We start from the raw sequence: 17,460 nt of genomic DNA, 5'->3' as shown, positions 1-17,460 counted from the left end.
CCCCTGCCTCCACGCCCGCAACCAACCCGCCGACGGCACGGGCCGCGCGGCTGGATGTCGTACTCGTGTGTGAGGCTTCGGAGCATGGCGACTTTCGTTCTGATCCACGGCGGCGGGGGCAGCGCCTGGGACTGGCATCTTCTGGTCCCTGAGCTGGCCAGCCGCGGCCACGACGTGGTGGTGCCGGAGCTTCCGATCGAGGATAGGTCGGCGGGGTTTGCCGAGTTCTGCGAAACGGTCGTTGACGCGATCGGCGAACGGAGCGACCTGGTGGTCGTCGGACACTCGTATGGTGCGTTCACCGCACCGCTGATTGCCGACCGGCTGGCCGTGCGGCTGATTGTCCTGCTCACGCCGATGGTCCCGGAGTCTGGTGAGAGGCCCGGGGACTGGTGGGCCAACACCGGATACCGCGGCGCGGAGGGGCTCAGCGATGAGCAGCAGTTCTACAACGGGGTGCCGGCCGAGATCGTCGCGGAGGCTGCGGCGCATGGCCGGAACCAGGTCAGCGCGGAGTGGAACGAGCCGTGGCCGCTGGACGACTGGCCGGACGTGCCGACGAAGGTGCTCATCGCCCGCCAGGATCGGTTCTTCCTTCCGGACTTCCAGCGCCGGGTGGCCGCTGACCGGCTCGGCGCCGTCCCGGATGAGATCGACGGTGGCCACTCGGTGGCGCTCAGTCACCCGAAACAACTCGCCGACCAGCTGACTGCGTATCTGCTGCATTGACGGCGCAATGGCCTGTCCCAGAGCAACTGAGACGGTCCGGGAAACGCGCTCGGATGCGCCATGGTCCTACTGACGTTCAGCTGAACCTGCGTCGGCTGCTGGGGTCTCGCCGACGGCGGTCATTTGGGCGCGGATCTGTTCGGCCTGCGGCATGCCGAGATCGAGGTAGCGAGCCAGCGCATGGTGATAGTGCCGGCGAGCCTGGTCAAGATCGCCGAGAGTGTGGTGGGCGCGGCCAAGGCCGGCGTGGGCGCGAGCCTGCTGGTCGAGCGCGCCGATGTCGGCGGCGATGCCGAGCGCGGCACCGTGGTGGGCGACGGCGCGGCTGGGCTGACCGGCGGCCTGGGTTGCCTCTCCGAGTCCATTGAGCGCATAGGCTTCGCCGTCGCGCCCGCCGGCCTGGCGGAAGATGGACAGCGCCTGTTGATGGTGCTCGACGGCTTGCGTGGGTTGGCCGAGATGGGTATGCAGGATGCCCAGGCTGTCCAGCGTCCACGCTTCGCCGTCGCGGTCGCCGTGCTGCCGGTACAGGGTCATTGCCTGGTGGATGTGTTCGGCCGCCAGGTCGTAGTGGCCGATCCGCACCTCGACGTCGCCCAGGTTGCCCAGCATGGAGGCCTCGCCGACGTGGTCTCCGGTCTGCCGGCTCAGGGCGAGGGCCTGGCGGTAGCGCTCGGCGGCCGGCTGGTAGTCGCCCAGCCGCGCCGCGACGAAGCCGAGGTTGCCCAACGCCCGGGCCTCACCGGTACGGTCACCGGCCTGCCGGTAGCGCGTCAGCGCCTGCCCGTGACGGTCGGCGGCCCGCCGGTAGCGGCCCAGCCGCGCTTCGACAATGCCCAGGTTGGTCAGGATGCGTGCCTGGCCGGTGCGGTCCTCGCTCAGCTTGTGCAGGTTCAGGGCGCGCTCGAGGTGGTCGACGGCCTCAGCGAACCGGCCGATCTGGACGTACGCGGCGCCGAGGTTGGTCAACGCGTGTGCTTGCCCCTTGGCGTCGTCGGTGTTGCGGGCGGCGTGGTAGGCGTGGCCGTGGATGGTCAGGGCGTCGTTGTTGTAGCCGCCGTTGAGGTAGCGGAAGAGAATGGTGGACAGCCGAGTGGTGTGGCTCGGCCAGCCGTCGGTGGCGGTGCGCGCAGCGGTCGCGACCAGGGCGGCGCGCTCGACGTCCAGCCAGTCACGGGCCGTCCCCGCCTCGGTCAGCACCGGAGTCGGGGTGGCCGGCGACGCGACCCGCGGGCGTCGATGCGCCTCGGCGGGGTGCAGGGTGTCCATCGCGGCGGCGGCCGCGGCCAGGTAGTAGTCGAACAGACGGGTCAGCGCCGCGTGCCGTTCGGCCGGCGGGTCTTCGTCTCCGGCCAGGTTGGCGGCGAAGGCGCGGACGAGGTCGTGCTGGGTGTACCGGCCCGGGCTGGCCTCCTGCAACAGGTGGTCGCGGCGCAGATCGCGCAGGTGCGCCTGGGTGGTGCGCAGGTCAAAATCACACAAGGCCGCGACGCCGTACGCATCGAAGTCCTCGCCGGGATGCAGCGCGGCCAGCCGGAGCAGCCGTCGCCGGTCGGCGGACAGGCGTTGATAGGACAGGTGCAGGGCGAGTTCCACACCGGTGTCCAAGCGGCGATCGTGATGGCGTTCGTCGAGCCGGTCGGCGTGATCCGTGAGGGTCCAGCCGGGCTTGCCGCGGATGTGCCCGATGACCAGTCCCAGGGCCAGCGGCAGGTAGCCACAGCACCTGGCAATCCGGGCCGGGGCCTGTGGATCTTTGCCGACGGGGGTCCCGGACACGGCCTGCGTGAGGAACACCACTGCCTCCTCCGCGGTGAACGCATCCAAGGTCAGGTGGGTCGCGGGCGGCAGTTCGGTGAGGCTTCGCCGGCTAGTGACCAGCGTGATGCAGCCGGGAGTGTCCGCGAGCAGTGGGCGGACCTGGTCCTCGTCGGCGGCGTTGTCCAGGATCACCAGAGTGCGCGTGCCGGCGACGCGACCGCGGAATGCGGCGGCGCGGGTGGGCAGATCGTGCGGGATCTGGTGACCGGGTACGCCGAGCAGGCGCAGGAAGCCGTCCAGGACGGCGGCGGGGTCGGCCGGCGGCTGGGCCGGGTCAGGGTGGAACCCACGCAGGTTCACGAACAGGACGTGCTCGAAGGGTCTCTCCCGGGCGAGCAGGTGCCCGGCCCGTACGGCCAGCTGGGTCTTGCCGACCCCGGCCATGCCCTCGATCGCCGAGATCACCACCGCGCCGCCGTCGTGCCGGCCGCGTTGCAGTGTGCTGCGCAGGCGGTCCAGTTCGAGGGCGCGGCCGGTGAACTCGGCCAGGTCCTGGGGCAGTTCGTCCTGGACCCGGACGTGCGCCGCCGCCGTTGTCTCCCCGCCGATCACACGCATCGCCTGGCGCCACTGCGTCACGTACCCGACATCGGGGTGCAGGGCCTCGACCACCGCGATCACCAGGTCGGAATTCAGCCGACGCCGGCCACGCCGGAAGCAGTCCACCACGGTGGTCTTGCCGGCCAGCTCACCGGTCGGTCGCCCGGCCTCGGACCACGCCGCGTTGATGCGGTCCTTGATGGTCTCGTAGGACGGGTCGCCGGCCCAGACCTTCAACAGCCGCAGCCGTTCGACGATGTCGTCGAGGGTGAGGGCCTGCCCGGGGTCGGGCGGATCCGCGAAGGTGTCGACCGGCTGGCCGGCCGGCTCCCGCCGGAGCCCTGGCGGCATGTCTACCTCCTGATCAGGATCGATGTCCCGGGTGCGTCCTAGATTAACGACGGTGGACGTGCCGACCGCGTTCGGATTCGGTCGGTACACGCCGGCCGGTCCGGTCCGTGGTGTTCAGTCGAGAAGATCTGCCGTGCCCCGGGGGGTGCACGGCAGGCGTATCCGCTGATGGCGACACCATGGAGGAAAGCAGTGCGAAAGATGCGTGCTCAGCGATCTCTGGCGTTGGTGGGGGCGATAGCCGCCCTCCTGATGGGACTCGCCGCACCGGCGTCCGCTCAGACCCACTCGAGCAACCTCACCGGCACGGTCTCGGCCCTGGCCGGTGGACCGTGCGGATCGTCCTACACGCTGGTCACCCACTACCCGGAGACCAGCCAGGCGACCGGCGAGGTCAACATGTACCTGGACGTCTATTACTCGTCCACCGCGAAGCGCAATTGTCTCGTCGCCAACCACTCCGGCAGCGCGTACGGCGCGAGCCTGTACTCGCTGGCGCAGATCCGGCCGTCGGGATCGAGTTGGCCGAGGTGCCCCAGCGTCGGTTGCGACGAGGGGTATTACAAGTACTACGCGGGCCCGGTGTACACGCCGGCGGGCGTCGACATGTCCCACAGGTGCGTCGACGTCGGTGGAATGGCCGGCATTCAGACCGACAGGATCCTGTACGGGATCAACTGTGGCTGAGAAGCTCCCGGTGAAACGACTTCTCGCGGTTGTCGCCCTGTTGGTCCTGGCGGTCGGCGGGATGGCGAGCCCGTCACACGCCGCCGGTGATGCCCAGTCCGCGGTCGCCGCGGCCAACTGCCGGCACTCGCAGGGTTCGGGCAGCGTCGTGTCGGCGGACTACGTGCGGCTCAACGTCGGCGGCCAGGCGGTCGGGGCGGTGCAACTGTGCCGAAGCGGGTCCTACTACTGGGCATACATGGTCATGTACTCACCGCTTCGCTCCGGCTACTGGGGCAACGCGCTCCTCTTCCGCTTCCCGGACGGCGCCAAGTGGTCGTGCAACTCCAGCGGCGGGAACCGGTACGTCGAACCCGGTCAGACGATGTGCTGGACGCCTCGGATCTATTCGTCCAGTACCAGCCAGACCTTCCTGGCTCAGGCGTACGTCTGCGTCGGAACCTATCCGAGCGAAGCTCATTATTACGCCGACGGGCAGACGGCCCGCCTGCGCTGAGCGACGGCGGGCAGGAAATCCGGGGTGGCCTCTTCGAGGGCCGCCCCGGTTGTCGCCGTGGGTGTAACCCGGGGCGGGAGTCACGGCGCCATAACCCAGGCAGGTGGAATTCGGTCTCGCACACCTCTTCGGCATGACCGCGAGCAAACCATGGCCTACCGCATCATCGGCGGCCAAGGTTTCCCCCTGGCGGTGCCCGTCGCGACCGGCGCCGCTCGCGCGCCGGGTGGCGGACGACCACGACCCGAAACGTCGCGGCGGCGATGAGAGTGGCGTTGGCCAACTGAGGGCTACGGGTCCAACCGAATAGTCGGCGCCTCCCATTGATCACCGGGGCGTCAGAAGGGTTCGTTCGTTCTCAACCTTGGCGTCAGCGGCTCGTACGCCGAGGTGATCAAGCTGAGCGGGTCCTATCGGCCTAACCAAAGGACCATCGTGATGCAGGACAGCCCGGATCAGACTCCGACCGCCGGGACCACCCGCCGCCGGCTGCTCGGTACCGCCGCGGCCGCCGGCCTGGGTGTGGCCTCGCTGGCCCTCCCGCCGAATGTCCGCGCCGCCGTTGCCAACAGCCCGCAGCACGGCGGGCACGGCAGCCTGAAGGACATCAAGCATGTCGTCATGCTGATGCAGGAGAACCGCAGCTTCGACCACTATTTCGGCACGCTGTCCGGCGTGCGTGGCTTCGAGGACCCGCACGCCATGCGAATCTCCAACGGCCACTCGGTCTTCTACCAGCCGTACCCGGGCCACCCGGACGGCTACCTGCTCCCGTACCGGCTGAACACCAGGATCAGCTCGGCGCAGGCGATCCCGTCGACCAGCCACGCGTGGTCGGTGCAGCACGCGGCCTGGAACAACGGCAAGATGGACAATTGGCTGCCGGCACACCTCGCCGCGGACGGCCCGACCAACGGCCCGTACGTCATGGGTTACCTCAACCGTGAGGACATCCCCTTCCAGTACGCGCTGGCCGACGCCTTTACGCTGCTGGACGCGTACCACTGCTCGGTCATCGGCGACACCGGCCCGAACCGGCACATGTGGATGTCGGGAACGATCGACCCCAACGGTGTGGCCGGCGGTCCGTCGCTGACCACGAGCGGACCGGCGAACCAGTTCTCGTGGAAGACCTACCCGAAGCGGCTCACCGAGGCCGGCGTCAGTTGGAAGATCTACCGCCAGCCGGGAAGCCTCACCGGCGCCGCCGCGATCAGCAAGTTCACCGAGTTCGCCCAGGCGCAGCCCGGTGACCCGATGTACGACAACGGCATGGCGGTCCAGCCGCTGGGCCAGTTCGAGTACGACTGCATGAACGACTCGCTGCCGACGGTCAGCTGGATCCTCCCCCCGTCCGACGCCGACGAGCACCCGGCCAACACGCCGGCCTCCGGGGCGCAGTTCGTCGCCGGCAAGATCGACGCGATCGCCGCCAATCCCGAGGTCTGGGCGAAGACCGTCTTCATCCTCTCGTACGACGAGAACGACGGCCTGTTCGACCACGTCCTGCCGCCCACCCCGCCGGCCGGCACGCCGGACGAGTTCGTGTTCAAGACCTCCAACACCGGTACGCCCGGCGGCGGCTTTCCCGTCGGTCTCGGTTTCCGCGTGCCGTGCATCATCGTCTCGCCGTGGACCGTGGGCGGCTACGTCAACTCCGACGTGTCCGACCACACCTCGCAGCTGAAGCTCCTCGAGCGCATCACCGGCGTCAAAGAGACGAACATCAGCGACTGGCGCCGGCGCAAGGTCAGCGACCTGACCGGCACGTTCCGCTTCAACGACTTCAAGGAGCCGCCCACCCTCCCCGACACCCAAGGCGGCGTCAACCTGGCCGAGTACGAGACCAGCCAACTCCCGCCGCCGGCCGTGCCCAGCGCACACCAGTTCATGCCCCGCCAGGAGCGCGGACACCGGCCCCGCACCGGTCACTGAACCTCTGACAGCCCGGCGGGCGGTCACGATGGCCGCCTGAGCTGCGCCTTCCACCGGGCGGCCCGGTCAGCCCGAAGGCGTCACCGTGGGGTAGGGGCGATAGGTGCCGCTCAGCGACGGGCAGGACGCGAGCCGGGTCATGGTCACGGTGCTCGCGGGGCCTAGCGGGAGGCTCACGTCGTACCTGATGCAGAGGTTGTAATCGATTTCGGCGACGATCGCCCAGCTCGCGTCCGCGCGGGTGATGTCCCAGGTCCGCCCGACCGAGTAAGTGATCTCGTCGTCGGTGAGGCGGCCGTCGGCGACGAGGCGCGCCAGGTCCTGGCGTCCTGCGGCCGCCGCGGCCTCCCCCAGCCGCCGGGTCTCCGCATCGGCCTCGTGCTGGTGGTGCGGCAGCGCGACGCTCGTGATCCAGGCGACCGTGCCGAGGACGGCGAGGACGGCAACGAGGGCCGCCCCGGCCAGGATCCCGAGCGCCCGGCCGCCGAAGCGGAGGACGCGGGAACCCTGGCCGGGGCGGTTTCGCTCGGTCATCTCACCCGCCTGTGTAGCCGATCGAGTCCAGCGTCTGCCGCATCACTCCGGCATAACCCGGCATGGCGATGTTCTTCGGGTGGAACGACGCCCGGCTGTAGCAGGCGCCGCCGAGGACGTCCCAGAAGCAGAACGGGGTGACCGGGTCGCCCTTGTGGAAGTCGCCGTCGGTGGTGGGCCCGGCGACGAACTTGTTGATCCACTCGGGGTTGTCGCAGCCGCCGTGTCCGACGAACGCGTTGACCGGATTGGAGTACGCGATCTTATAGCCTTGTACGTTGAGCTCGTCGGCCAGTGCCTGCTGCTTGGCGTCCACGTAGTTGGCCAGCTTGGCCAGCGCGTCGGCCTCGTCGGCGTCGAAGTACCACGAGCCGGCACACTTCACGGTCCGGCTGAGCAGTTCCGGATAGCCCATGAGCACGATCTGCGCGTGGTCGGCCTTCCGGTGGATGTCTCCCAGCGTTATCCGCAGATTTCCGATCATGGTGTCGACGATCTGCTCGTAGTGGGGCAGGAAATTGCTGTCGGTCGCACAGTCACCGAGCCCGCCGCAGTCCATGAACGCGTTGGTGAAACCGCCTCCGTCGTTGCCGCCGAGCGTCAGCATCACCAGCGTCGTGTTGGTGGTCAGGGCGCCCGAGGTCACCTGTTTCGCCTCGTTGAACCCACCCTCCCGGTAAGGCTGGGCCGACGCGCCCCAGGCGTCGTCCCAGACGTTCTTCGTCTGCGCCCCGGAACAGGCGACGAACGCCAGATCCAGGTCGGTGTCCCAGCGGTCCGCCTTGGTGCCGATCGACTCCGTCTGGCCGGGCAGCACGAGCTGCCGGCCCCACGCGTCCTTGCTGCGCCGGCAGGCGTTCCAGTTGTTGGTCCCGTGCGCGCGATCGCTCTCGGTGTAGTAGTTGCCGACGCCTTCACCGGAGGCGTACGAGTCACCCAGGACTGCCACGATGTTCTTCGGCTTGCCCGGCAGCGGCTGCAACGCCACGGCGTCGTAGGCGACGTCGTCGTCGCCGGTGCCGTCGGCGGAGATGTTCGACAGGCTCACCTTGGGCGCGCCCTTGAACTGGTAGACGCCGAGGTCGACCCAGTTGTTGGCGCGGCGCGCCTGGTTGATGTAGCGGATGTTGACGGTCTGATTGTTGTCACCGATGTCGATGACGTACTTGGCCTGCTGGGTGAGGGCATGGTGATCGGGCAGGTGTACGAGCAGCCGGCCCCACTTGCCGTTCTGGTCCGCCGAGAACGTCCAGGTTCCGGTGACCTGCATCTTGGTCTGAGTCTGCGTACGGGTGTGGGCGAACCAGAAATGCGCGCCGTAGCCGCCGCCGACCTGATGGAAGTCGATCTTGGATGACTCCAGGTTGTTACCGTCCTTGCCGAAGTCGACGCCGAACGTTCCGGCGCTGGGCGCCCGGGAGCAGGAATCCTTGCTGACGGTTGGCACGCTGGGCGGCACGTCGTCAACGACCAGCACGTTGCCGGGCAGGTCGAGCGTGCAGCTGGGCGGGTAGCTGATCCCGGGGTCGGGTTCCGCCGCGTACTGCGGGTAGTCGTAGCGGATGAACTCGTGACCGCAGCTGGTGGCGCAGTCCATCTTCCAGGTCAGCGAGGTGTGCCACCAGCATTTGAGGTCGTAGTAGTTGCCGTTCTTGTGCGCGCACGGTCCGGCCGGCTCACCCCGGACGTCGGTGCCGGGTGTGCCGTTGCCCGGATAGTTGGGCGTGTACGAGTTGCCCCACTCGCAGCTGTTGGTGAGCGCACAGAAATTGCTCGGCACCGGGATCGCCTTGTTGCGGTATTCGTCGGTGTTCCACCAGGCCGCGCGGAACATCGGAACATAGGTGTCCGGCGACTCCAGGATGGAGGGTGGGCTCGTGGCGAAACCGAGGACCTTCTCCGCGTACGGCCAGCCCTGCGGCGCCGCGAAGTCGTGCGGATTGGCCCCGAATGGTCCGCGTACCGGGTCGTAATGGGGGTTGGCCGGGTTCTGGGCCCAGCCGAGCCCATACGCGCCTGCGCTGTCGGCCTCGCCCTGCTCGTGGTAGCCCGAGTTGTAGGCCCAGATCGCGAAGAACCAGTTCTCCGGCCGCGCCGGGTCCAGGTTGTTGGCCAGCACGTCCCGGTCGTACATCATGTTCCACTTGGTTTCCAGCAAGCGCAGAGCGGCGGCGACGTTCGCGGCGTAGTCGGTGGCGATCGCCCGCTGCTGGTCCACCGGCAGCGCCGTCTCGTTCGGCCGCTCCTTGCCCTTGAGTCGCATGCCGTCGGTCATCTGGCTGACGCCGTAGCCGCAGTCGGCTTTGGACCAGTCGATGTCCCAGTCGTTGTCCGGATTGCTGTCGTAGATCGGCGTGCCGTAGTAGTTGCCGACCAACGGGTTGCCGGTCTCCCCGGGCAGGATGTTGCGGGACGCCTGCCACAGGTTCGACTCCTGGCCGAGGATGCCGAGCAGGATCTGCGCCGGTACCTGGCCGCCCGTCGGCCCTTCGAGGGGAATCTGCGGGAACATGCCCTGCGGCGTGTACGAGACGCTGATGCCGTTGTGCTTCCACTGGGCCGGACGGGTGATCCTCAGCTGGTCCTTGACCGCCATGTCGACCGCCCACTCGACCTGCTTGGGCTTCGGCTGGTAGACCTGCGTGTTCGGGTCGTTGCGGGGCACCGCGCACACCCGGGCCGGGTCGTCGGTCGAGCGCGGCGCGAGCGTGTCGCCCGGGTCGACCTCAAATCCGAAGTCCTTGCCCGTACGCAGCGAGTGCCCCTGGATCCGCACCCGCCGGGGATCGAGCGGATCCGCGTCCGCCGCCGGCGCGACCTGGGTGATGTCGGTGACGGCGCTCTCGCCCTGGGTGGACACGGTGGTGTCGGCCGCGGTGTCGAGCCGGGAGACCGGGGCCGGCAGCGCGTTCACCTGGTCCGGCTGGCCGGTGATGAAGACCCGCCCGGTCGCCGAGGATCGGACGTCGACCTTCCCGGTCCGGCCGGTCGCCAGCAGTTGTGCGGTGCCGGGCGCCCTGACCTTGGCGTCGGCCCGGGCGACCCGGCGCACCTCGACCTTCTGGTCGGCCGTCTGCTGCAGGAAGACGACGCCGCCGCCGGCGTCGGCGCGCAGGTGGAACGGGATGCCCCGCCCGCCCGCGGTCACCGTGCGGGTGCCGTCGTCGCGCAGCCGTACGATCGCGGCGGAGTCGGCGGCGACGATCCCGTCGGGAACCGGGATCGGGCTGGTGAGCTCGCCCGGCACGTCGATGCGCCGGCCGATCCGGCCGTTCGCCGCGTTCACGGTCATGACGCGGGTCTTGCCCAGGTCCTCATCGCCGCCCTGGGTCAGCGTCGCGGTCTCGCCCGTGCCGCAGCCGGGGTTGTAGTACGCGAGCGTGGTGCGCACGGGCAGCCGGGTGATCGCGCCCGTGATCAGGTCGACGATCGCGGTATAGCCGCCGCGGTCGAAGAGGATCGGCCGGTTGGTATAGGTGCGCGGTGCGTACACGACCACGGCGCGCCGCCCGGAGCCGGTCACGCAGGCGTTGCCGATCCACTGGTCGGCATCGACGCCCGGCTCCTGCAGGGTGGCCGCGGTGCGCCAGGCGTAGCCGTCGCTCGCCTCGGCCACCAGGATGTGCAATCCCGCCGCGTCGCCGGAGGTGGTCCACATCCGGTCGGCGGACCGCTCCCAGCCCGCCCCGATGAGCTCCTGCCGCTGCTGCTTGGCCACCTGGGCCGGCGGGGTCGCCGGCGTGGCCGCGGGCGCCGGCGGTGGATCAGCCTGCGCGGCGGCTGCCGGAACGGTGGCACCCGCCGTCACCAAGAAAAGCGCGCTCGCCGCGCGCCACAATCGCCATCGCACGATCTTTTTCCTCCCGTAATTGATCAGGTACGGTGCGAACGGCGCCGGCGCACCAAGGAGTAAACCGGCACCAGGAGCAACGCCGCCCCCACGGAGACGGCCGTCAGTACGGCGGCCCGCGGTGCGGGTGCGGGTGCGGATGCGGCTGCGGGTGACGACGGCGGCGGAGCCGACAGCGCGGCGACCGGATCGACAACCCCGAAGCCGTACTCGGGGTCGCGCCCGGGCGGGCCGGCCGGGCGCGCGGTCGCCTGGATCAGCCGCGCCACCTGGACCGCGTTCAGGCCGGGGTGGCGAGCCCGCACCAGCGCGACCACGCCGCTCACCACGGCCGCCGACCAGCTGGTCCCGTCGGCCGACAGCGGTTGCCCGGCGACGCGCGCCCGCGCGACGGCGGTCATGCCGACACCCGGCGCTGCCAGCGCGACCTCCGGCCCGGACACGCTGACGTCGGGTCGGAACGCACCGGTGCTGTCCACCGCGCTGACCGCGATGACGGCCGGCCGGTTCGCGGGACTCACCACGCCCCGGTCCTGGGAGCTGTTCCCGGCGGCCGCGACGACCACGACGTCGTGCGCCGCCGCGTAGGCGAGGGCGCCGTCCAACTCGGTCGTGGCCCGGTCCCCGCCGGTGCCGGGCCGCCCCGCCGACAGGTTGATCACCCCGACGTGCCGGTCGACCAGCCAGCGGATCGCCTCGTCGGCCGACGCGCCGCCGGCCGCGGCGATCGCCGGCAGAATCGTGGCCCGCGGCGCGACACCACCGGACCCGGGGCGCCCCGCGATCAGCAGGGCGACCGCGGTGCCGTGTCCCCGCGCGTCCTGCACGCCGTTGCCCAGATCGGGAAACGACCGGCCCGGTAGCACCGCGCCGGCGAGCGCGGGCAGCCCGCCATTGACTCCGGTGTCGAGCACGCCCACCGTGACCCCGGCGCCCTGGCTCAGGGCCCACGCGGCGGGCAGGCGCAGCTGGCCGACCCAATAGCCGCCGGCCGGCGGGGCGGCGCCGGCCGGCCCCGCCACCCCGGCCACCAGGATCGCCACCGCCAGGATCGCCGCACCCCGACCCAATGCGACCCGGATCGCGGCGGTCGCGGCCTCGTCAGGACGACGGATCAAGCGTCGACCCAGTTCGTGCAGCTCCAATATCCGTAGTTGACGGCCCAGCAGGCGTGATGCTGGTCCTGGCTGGCGGCGCCGACCCACCAGCCGTCCACCGCGGCAGTGTTGTAGCTGCCGTACGGTCCGGTGACATTGATCTGGCGCCACGCCGTGATCGAGCCACCCTCCTGGCGTTCGACGCGGAGGTTGATGGTCATGCCGGCGCTGTAGATCGGATCGTCCGAGACCAGCCGGGCGTAGTAGGTGCAACCGGCCGTCCTGATCAGATGCACGCTCATCGATCCCAGCCACAGGTCCGCCCGATCGCTCGGCGTGCACGACCCCGAGGCCTGCGCCGAACTGACAGCGACACCGCTCATCAGCAACGTTCCGGCGGCGGCGGCTACGACAAGGCGGCGGGCAAAACCGGCGCGCCACATTCGTGGTCTCATGTCTCCCTCTTCCTGGCATTGATCCAGCTGGTGGTCCGCAACATCGTGCGCGGCGCCGTTTGCAGATCGTTTGCACCAGGACGGGGCGCAGCGCCCACCCGCCGGCGGCCGCCGATGGCGTCCTGATCCCGGCCGGTCCACTGGGGACGACCGGCCTCGTTGGCAGGAGTGAGGAATGCCGGCTGAATCGGGAGTGGTCTCGGCGCTCACGCGCTGGGGTCTGTCGGCAGATGCTGATCTGATCTACCGGGCATTGACCCTTCTCGGCCCTGCCGACGGACACCGGCTGACCGGCCTCGCGCGCATCCGCACCGGGTCCGCGCTGGACGAACTCGCCGCCGCCGGGGCCACGGTGATCACCTGCGCGGCGTCTGGACGGCGCGGGCGCCGGACGAGGTCGTGCGGCGCCTCCGGCGGCGACCGCCGCCACCACCCCCGGCGGTGGTGCGCTGACGCCGGCACTTCGCCACCATCGAGGAGGCCGCCGCGGCGAGTCCGCTGGACGTCTCGGCCCGGCTCCGGCCCAGCCGGGCGACGGCCCGCGACCGGGTCGCTCGGCTGGTCGGCGCGGAACGCCGCGAGCACCTGGCGATCAACAACGAACCATTGATCAGCGCCGAGTCGATGGCGGCCGCCCAGCCGATCGGGCCAGAAGTTTCACCGCCTCCGCCATGGGGCTGTCCCCGGCGACCTGCCGGTGGTAGGCGTGATCGAGACGAACGATCTCGGCCAGCACGTGCGCATCGGACTTTGCCCCGGGGGCGGATTGCCGGCCGCGAGCAGCAAGGCGCTCGAGCCCTTCCTGACGGCCGCCTCCAAGGTCGGGCCGGCGCGAACGGACGGATCGCTTCGCGGGCCGCGGCGGCGCCGAGCCGGGAGCAGAACCAGGCCATCCGCGAGTGGGCTGTCAAGAACGGCTTCGAAGTGTCGGAGCGTGGGCATATCCCGGCCTCGGTCGTCGAGGCGTTCCACGCCAAACGTGCTGGCACTGCGATTTGCGCCGGTTTGCTAGGCCCAGGGTCCTTGGCCGTAGACCCGATCAATTGTCATGTGCCACACGACGCCGTCGGGCACGTCACGCATCGGGTACTGCTGTCCCGGACCGATGTAGTACTCGGCCAGCCGGTCCATTACCTCGAGCGCGCCGCCCTCGGTGATTCGGTCGACCCGGCACTGCAACACCGCGTACGGCCACAGCCCCTGACCCGTGTGCTCCTTGGCCTGAACGACCAGCGTTACGCGCGGGTCCCGCCGGACGTTCTGCAGCTTGCGCTGCTGCAGATAGAAGAAGGTCGCCATGACGATTTCGTCGCCGTCGAACCCGGCCCAGCCGAGATTCGCATGCGGGGTACCGTCTGGATCGAGGGTCACTACGGTGGCCAGCGGGCCGGTGGCCAGCAGTTCGCGTAGCGAGTCGGGGATCTCCGCCATGAGCCGAACTCTACTGCCGGTTCACCCCGACAGAGGGCGCCTGGGCAGGTTGGTCCGCGGTCCGTCGCCAAGGAGGGGAACATATCGCGGCTGGTGCACCCATCACGCCGTCGACCACCGAGGAATCCGTACGGCTCGGACGCCTTCTCCAAGGCCTCGGCCACTCGCTCGGCCGCAAATGCAGTCCGTACTGCGATCACCGCGTGTAAGTGTCACGCGCCTTGCCGGCGGCAGATGAATTCACCAGTCGTCGCCTTCGCTTGGCCGTCTGGTCTACCCGGGTCGTCTGCTCGAGGTGAGCCACTCGGTTTGGTTCCATTCGACTGGCACAGCGCCGACTGGAGCGAAGGCGATCTGTGGGTCGTCCGTCTGCACCAGGCACATCATGCGGTTGCCGATAAGCGCCGCGTGGCGGGCTTGGCGGGCGAAGATGTCAAGCAGGCTATGAGCGACATACGGCTCGATCGCGAAAAACTTGTCGTAACCGCTGAGCACCAAGGCGAGGCCGGTGGCCGCTGGCGAGGTGCCGTATTCCATGGAGCCGACATCGCCGAGGCAATCGTTCAACGCGGGCAGATTGTGCCCGTAGTAGGAGGGAAAGTTCAGCGCTGCCGCGATGTCACGATGTAGGTCCTGCTCGGCTGTCCATGCCATCGCGTCGACGTGCACCACGTCATAGCCAAGGGCCACGAGTTGGTCCACGCTCCGGTTCAGGACCCCTGACCGCCAGAAGAGAGTCACGAACGTGCTCATCATCAGGCGGTAGTCAGCCGGATGAGTCAACTCGACCTCGGGGTCAAACGCGGCCATATCAACACAGTAGCCGCCTTGATCGTCCAGCTACTGAAGCTCACGCGATTCTCGGATGATCCGCATCGGCGAGGAACGGGCACAGCCACGGCCAGCGCGCACGGACGGCGGCAGAAGAGTATGCCTCTGGGAGCCGCCGTGTTCCCGGACCGACGTGCTAACCCGTTCGTGTATCAAGGGAACCGAGGCATACCTGAGCGGACTGCACCGAAGTATTGTGTGGACCCGCGAAGCGAAGCGACGGATGACGACCGGCCATGGTGTCGCGTCTTTCCGAACGTGCCCGACGAAGGTGAAAGGCCTGTCCGGTGACCGACTCCAAGGCCAGCCTGGCGGCTGATTCCGCACCGGATGGAGCGTGGTCGGCCAATATCATTAGAGGTGGAACGCAGCACGGTCCGGTAATTGCGGGCACAACGGTGCATGTATCGTTCCAGCCTTCTTCGACCGCGCCCTCTACCGAGTCCGCTGAGCCTGTTCCGTCAGCTGAGTCCTTCGCACATTCGGCGCGGCGCCGCGCCTGGCTGATACCGCTCGCAGCTCTGGGAGTGGATCTACTCATCCTCGGCATCGCGGGCTGCGTGAGGCTCGGATGGGACAAGGCCGATAAGGCAGCCAGCGTAGGCAGTTTCGTTGTGGCAGTCCTAGGTTTGATCTGCTCGATCACAGCCCTGCTCCAGTCCCGTCGAACCCAGTACACGTCGCCGACGGGCGCGGACATGCGCGCCGGCTGGTTCGCAGCCACATCGAGGCATCGGTACTTCGCAGCTCCAACCATCGCCGCGGCACTGATTCTTGGAGTCGGCGCCGCCGGACTATGGCGTTTGTGGCTAACAAGCAATGCATCGGCGAATGATGCAGCGCAGGATCAGTCGTCTGTGGACTTGTCAGTTCCGTTGATCGGCTCATCTACCTCCGCAGCAGAATCGATCAGCCTGCCATCTGAGATCCGTCCAGCGGCGGGCCAAACGGCGTACCGCCTGACATTTCAGCTTGGTCGCAGCTACGACTTAGCTCGTCCGGATGATCAAGATCCCAATCCAGAGGTCGCCGATCTCGAGTACCGCGACGGGAAGTACCTGGCGGTACCTCTAGGCAACGCGACCACGATGTTCAAGCACCTGAGCGGCCCGAAGTCGTTGGATGAGGCAATGAACAGCTGCCCCCGGATGGGATTGGATCAGGATCGGGTCAACAGTTCAGGGCTTGACGTCGATCATATTCTATGCGTCAGAATGGCCGATGGTCGCAGAGCATTGTTGCAGGTGCAAATGATCACGCCTGGCGGCCCGCTGACCGTGTTGGTGGTGGTCGCGTCCGGCTGGCCGCGTCCAGCACTGGAACCCTCGAAGCGGACTGATCCCAAAACGTCGCCGACCGCCAGGCCTTCGACCGGTCCTACCAAGGTGATCAACGTAGCCGCTGGCGAGTTCGTGGACTTTGACTCCTCGCCTGCAAAGACCGTGCCCATATCGGACGGCACCGAGGAGCCGCCATTCGACCTCAAGACGGGGCCGCAAACATTGTATTCCGACGACTCCAGGGTTTGGATTACCACGGATCGCTCACAGTGCCTCAATCAAGCCCGAACTTCAAATCGCGGTTACCAGGAAGTAGTTGATCTTACGCGTCACATAACACCGACTGGGATCGCCACCGCCTGCATGGTAACCACTGACAAGCGCATTATTTTCATGAGCATCAAAACTCTAGGTAGAGATCCTGGTTGGGCCCCGTATCAGATTCAATATGAGCGGGTCGGAAACCTCTGATCTTGTGCAATAGGATGACGGCAGAGTATTGTTATGTCAACGAGCCTGGACCTTGGCTAAGTCTTGCTGTACGACTCGCGAAGCCGAGCACAATGTGGCTTCGCTATTGCCGTTCGACGGCAACCGGAGATTGAGTATCCGTACGACGTGCGATGCGATCTGCACGAAGAACGGTACGTGTGGCGCGCTTGGGCGCCCTCTCATCGGCAAAATAGTGCATCTGATCGTGCCGTTTGACAGCGTCGTGACTGCGTAAGGTGGCGGGCGGCGGGTGCGGCACTGCGCCTGTCCCGAACCTCCATGACTGCACCGCGGTCAACGGCCGCTCAGCGACCCGACCACCGTGGCGGCTGTGGGTCGGTTCGCTCCGGCGCGCATCAGTCGCAGGGCGATCCGCGACGGGTTGATGAATGAATTCTCGCGGACTCGAAGCCGGATCGCGTTTCCGTGCGGTCGAGGTCGTGGCTCGAGTGAGGAGTGCACCGACCAGGCTGCCGATCCACCGCGAACGGCACACTCCGGCCCGTGATCGCCTGTGTGCGAGCGTCTCGGCGATCACGGGCCGCACCGGGGTGTCGGCGGTGTGCGTCGAACCACGGCCGGTCGTCATCGAGGTGGATGCTCCCCGTACGCCGTCGAGGACACCTTGCGGTGTGATCAGCGCTTCGACCAGCTCGTTGCCTCCGTCCGCGAGCGGACCATCTTCGCCAGTCCATGCCGACCGGCCAACCTCGCGTACCCGGCAGACACGCTCGTCCAGATCACGGTAGGTCCCGACGTTTGGCCAGGACGTGGACCGCTGCGCTTTGGACGAACAGCATTGTCAGGTGCCGGAACGTCTCGATTGCCTGCTGCATCTGGACGCGCAGGGCGTCGCGATCTTCGGGTTCGTCAGCGGTCATTCCGCAAGGCTATGAAACGCGGTTCGCGTCCGGCTGACGATGCTGGACAC

The 17,460-nt window shown here is 68.2% G+C and carries 13 protein-coding genes and 1 pseudogene; 6 read left to right on the top strand and 8 right to left on the bottom strand.

Annotated features, from left to right (window positions below; genetic code table 11):
- The first annotated feature begins 84 nt into the window (after nt 1-84).
- A complete protein-coding gene (locus tag A3CQ_RS0127160) occupies nt 85-729 on the top strand; it encodes an alpha/beta fold hydrolase (RefSeq protein WP_020514104.1) in 645 nt (214 codons plus the stop codon).
- 66 nt (nt 730-795) lie between these two features.
- Here the strand turns inward: A3CQ_RS0127160 and A3CQ_RS54180 are convergent, their stop codons facing one another.
- Nucleotides 796-3,441 carry a tetratricopeptide repeat protein gene (locus A3CQ_RS54180; RefSeq protein WP_020514103.1) on the bottom strand — a complete coding sequence of 882 codons (2,646 nt, stop codon included), beginning with the start codon at nt 3,439-3,441 and terminating at the stop codon, nt 796-798.
- A gap of 201 nt (nt 3,442-3,642) precedes the next feature.
- Here A3CQ_RS54180 and A3CQ_RS0127150 point away from each other — a divergent pair, with 201 nt between their 5' ends.
- The 3 genes from A3CQ_RS0127150 to A3CQ_RS0127140 all read left to right on the top strand — a co-directional run bounded on the left by A3CQ_RS0127150 (nt 3,643) and on the right by A3CQ_RS0127140 (nt 6,559).
- Nucleotides 3,643-4,128 (top strand): hypothetical protein, encoded by a 486-nt coding sequence (locus A3CQ_RS0127150; protein ID WP_211216693.1) that lies wholly within the window; start codon nt 3,643-3,645, stop codon nt 4,126-4,128.
- Between the two features lie 10 nt (nt 4,129-4,138).
- Complete coding sequence (locus A3CQ_RS0127145) at nt 4,139-4,624, top strand: hypothetical protein (RefSeq protein WP_157296392.1); 486 nt, start codon at nt 4,139-4,141, stop codon at nt 4,622-4,624.
- A gap of 438 nt (nt 4,625-5,062) precedes the next feature.
- Nucleotides 5,063-6,559 carry an alkaline phosphatase family protein gene (locus A3CQ_RS0127140; RefSeq protein WP_020514100.1) on the top strand — a complete coding sequence of 499 codons (1,497 nt, stop codon included), beginning with the start codon at nt 5,063-5,065 and terminating at the stop codon, nt 6,557-6,559.
- A gap of 66 nt (nt 6,560-6,625) precedes the next feature.
- Here the strand turns inward: A3CQ_RS0127140 and A3CQ_RS0127135 are convergent, their stop codons facing one another.
- The 4 genes from A3CQ_RS0127135 to A3CQ_RS61085 form a co-directional block, all read right to left on the bottom strand.
- Complete coding sequence (locus A3CQ_RS0127135; RefSeq protein WP_020514099.1) at nt 6,626-7,093, bottom strand: hypothetical protein; 468 nt, start codon at nt 7,091-7,093, stop codon at nt 6,626-6,628.
- 1 nt (nt 7,094) lies between these two features.
- Entirely contained in the window at nt 7,095-10,901 is a 3,807-nt protein-coding gene (locus A3CQ_RS0127130) for a golvesin C-terminal-like domain-containing protein (protein WP_211216692.1), read from the bottom strand.
- A 65-nt stretch (nt 10,902-10,966) separates the two neighbouring features.
- Nucleotides 10,967-12,061 carry a S8 family serine peptidase gene (locus A3CQ_RS54175; protein ID WP_051115365.1) on the bottom strand — a complete coding sequence of 365 codons (1,095 nt, stop codon included), beginning with the start codon at nt 12,059-12,061 and terminating at the stop codon, nt 10,967-10,969.
- The gene (locus A3CQ_RS61085) at nt 12,058-12,495 is read right to left on the bottom strand and encodes a hypothetical protein (protein ID WP_157296390.1); all 438 of its coding nucleotides are present in this window, start codon (nt 12,493-12,495) and stop codon (nt 12,058-12,060) included. The genes A3CQ_RS54175 and A3CQ_RS61085 overlap by 4 nt, the downstream gene beginning before the upstream one ends.
- A 624-nt stretch (nt 12,496-13,119) precedes the next feature.
- Here A3CQ_RS61085 and A3CQ_RS64255 point away from each other — a divergent pair.
- Nucleotides 13,120-13,422 (top strand): annotated as a pseudogene (locus A3CQ_RS64255) (Lsr2 family DNA-binding protein); the annotation flags it as partial.
- 81 nt (nt 13,423-13,503) lie between these two features.
- On the opposite strand, the gene A3CQ_RS0127115 reads toward A3CQ_RS64255, so the two are convergent.
- Entirely contained in the window at nt 13,504-13,926 is a 423-nt protein-coding gene (locus A3CQ_RS0127115) for a TIGR03618 family F420-dependent PPOX class oxidoreductase (RefSeq protein ID WP_020514096.1), read from the bottom strand.
- Nucleotides 13,927-14,199: 273 nt separating this feature from the next.
- On the bottom strand, nt 14,200-14,736 hold the full coding sequence (locus A3CQ_RS0127110) for a barstar family protein (RefSeq protein WP_020514095.1): 537 nt from the start codon (nt 14,734-14,736) through the stop codon (nt 14,200-14,202).
- A 308-nt stretch (nt 14,737-15,044) separates the two neighbouring features.
- On the opposite strand from A3CQ_RS0127110, the gene A3CQ_RS61080 reads away from it, so the two are divergent.
- Nucleotides 15,045-16,508: a hypothetical protein gene (locus tag A3CQ_RS61080; protein WP_157296388.1), complete on the top strand. Its 1,464-nt coding sequence runs from the start codon at nt 15,045-15,047 to the stop codon at nt 16,506-16,508.
- Nucleotides 16,509-17,269: 761 nt separating this feature from the next.
- Here A3CQ_RS61080 and A3CQ_RS61075 read toward each other — a convergent pair.
- Nucleotides 17,270-17,410 (bottom strand): hypothetical protein, encoded by a 141-nt coding sequence (locus tag A3CQ_RS61075; protein WP_020514094.1) that lies wholly within the window; start codon nt 17,408-17,410, stop codon nt 17,270-17,272.
- Nucleotides 17,411-17,460: the final 50 nt, after the last annotated feature.

The sequence above is a fragment of the Paractinoplanes globisporus DSM 43857 genome (assembly GCF_000379645.1).
Lineage (GTDB): Bacteria > Actinomycetota > Actinomycetes > Mycobacteriales > Micromonosporaceae > Actinoplanes > Actinoplanes globisporus.
The sequence above is the reverse complement of the archived record's forward strand: the minus strand, read 5'-3'. Positions and strand labels throughout refer to the sequence as shown.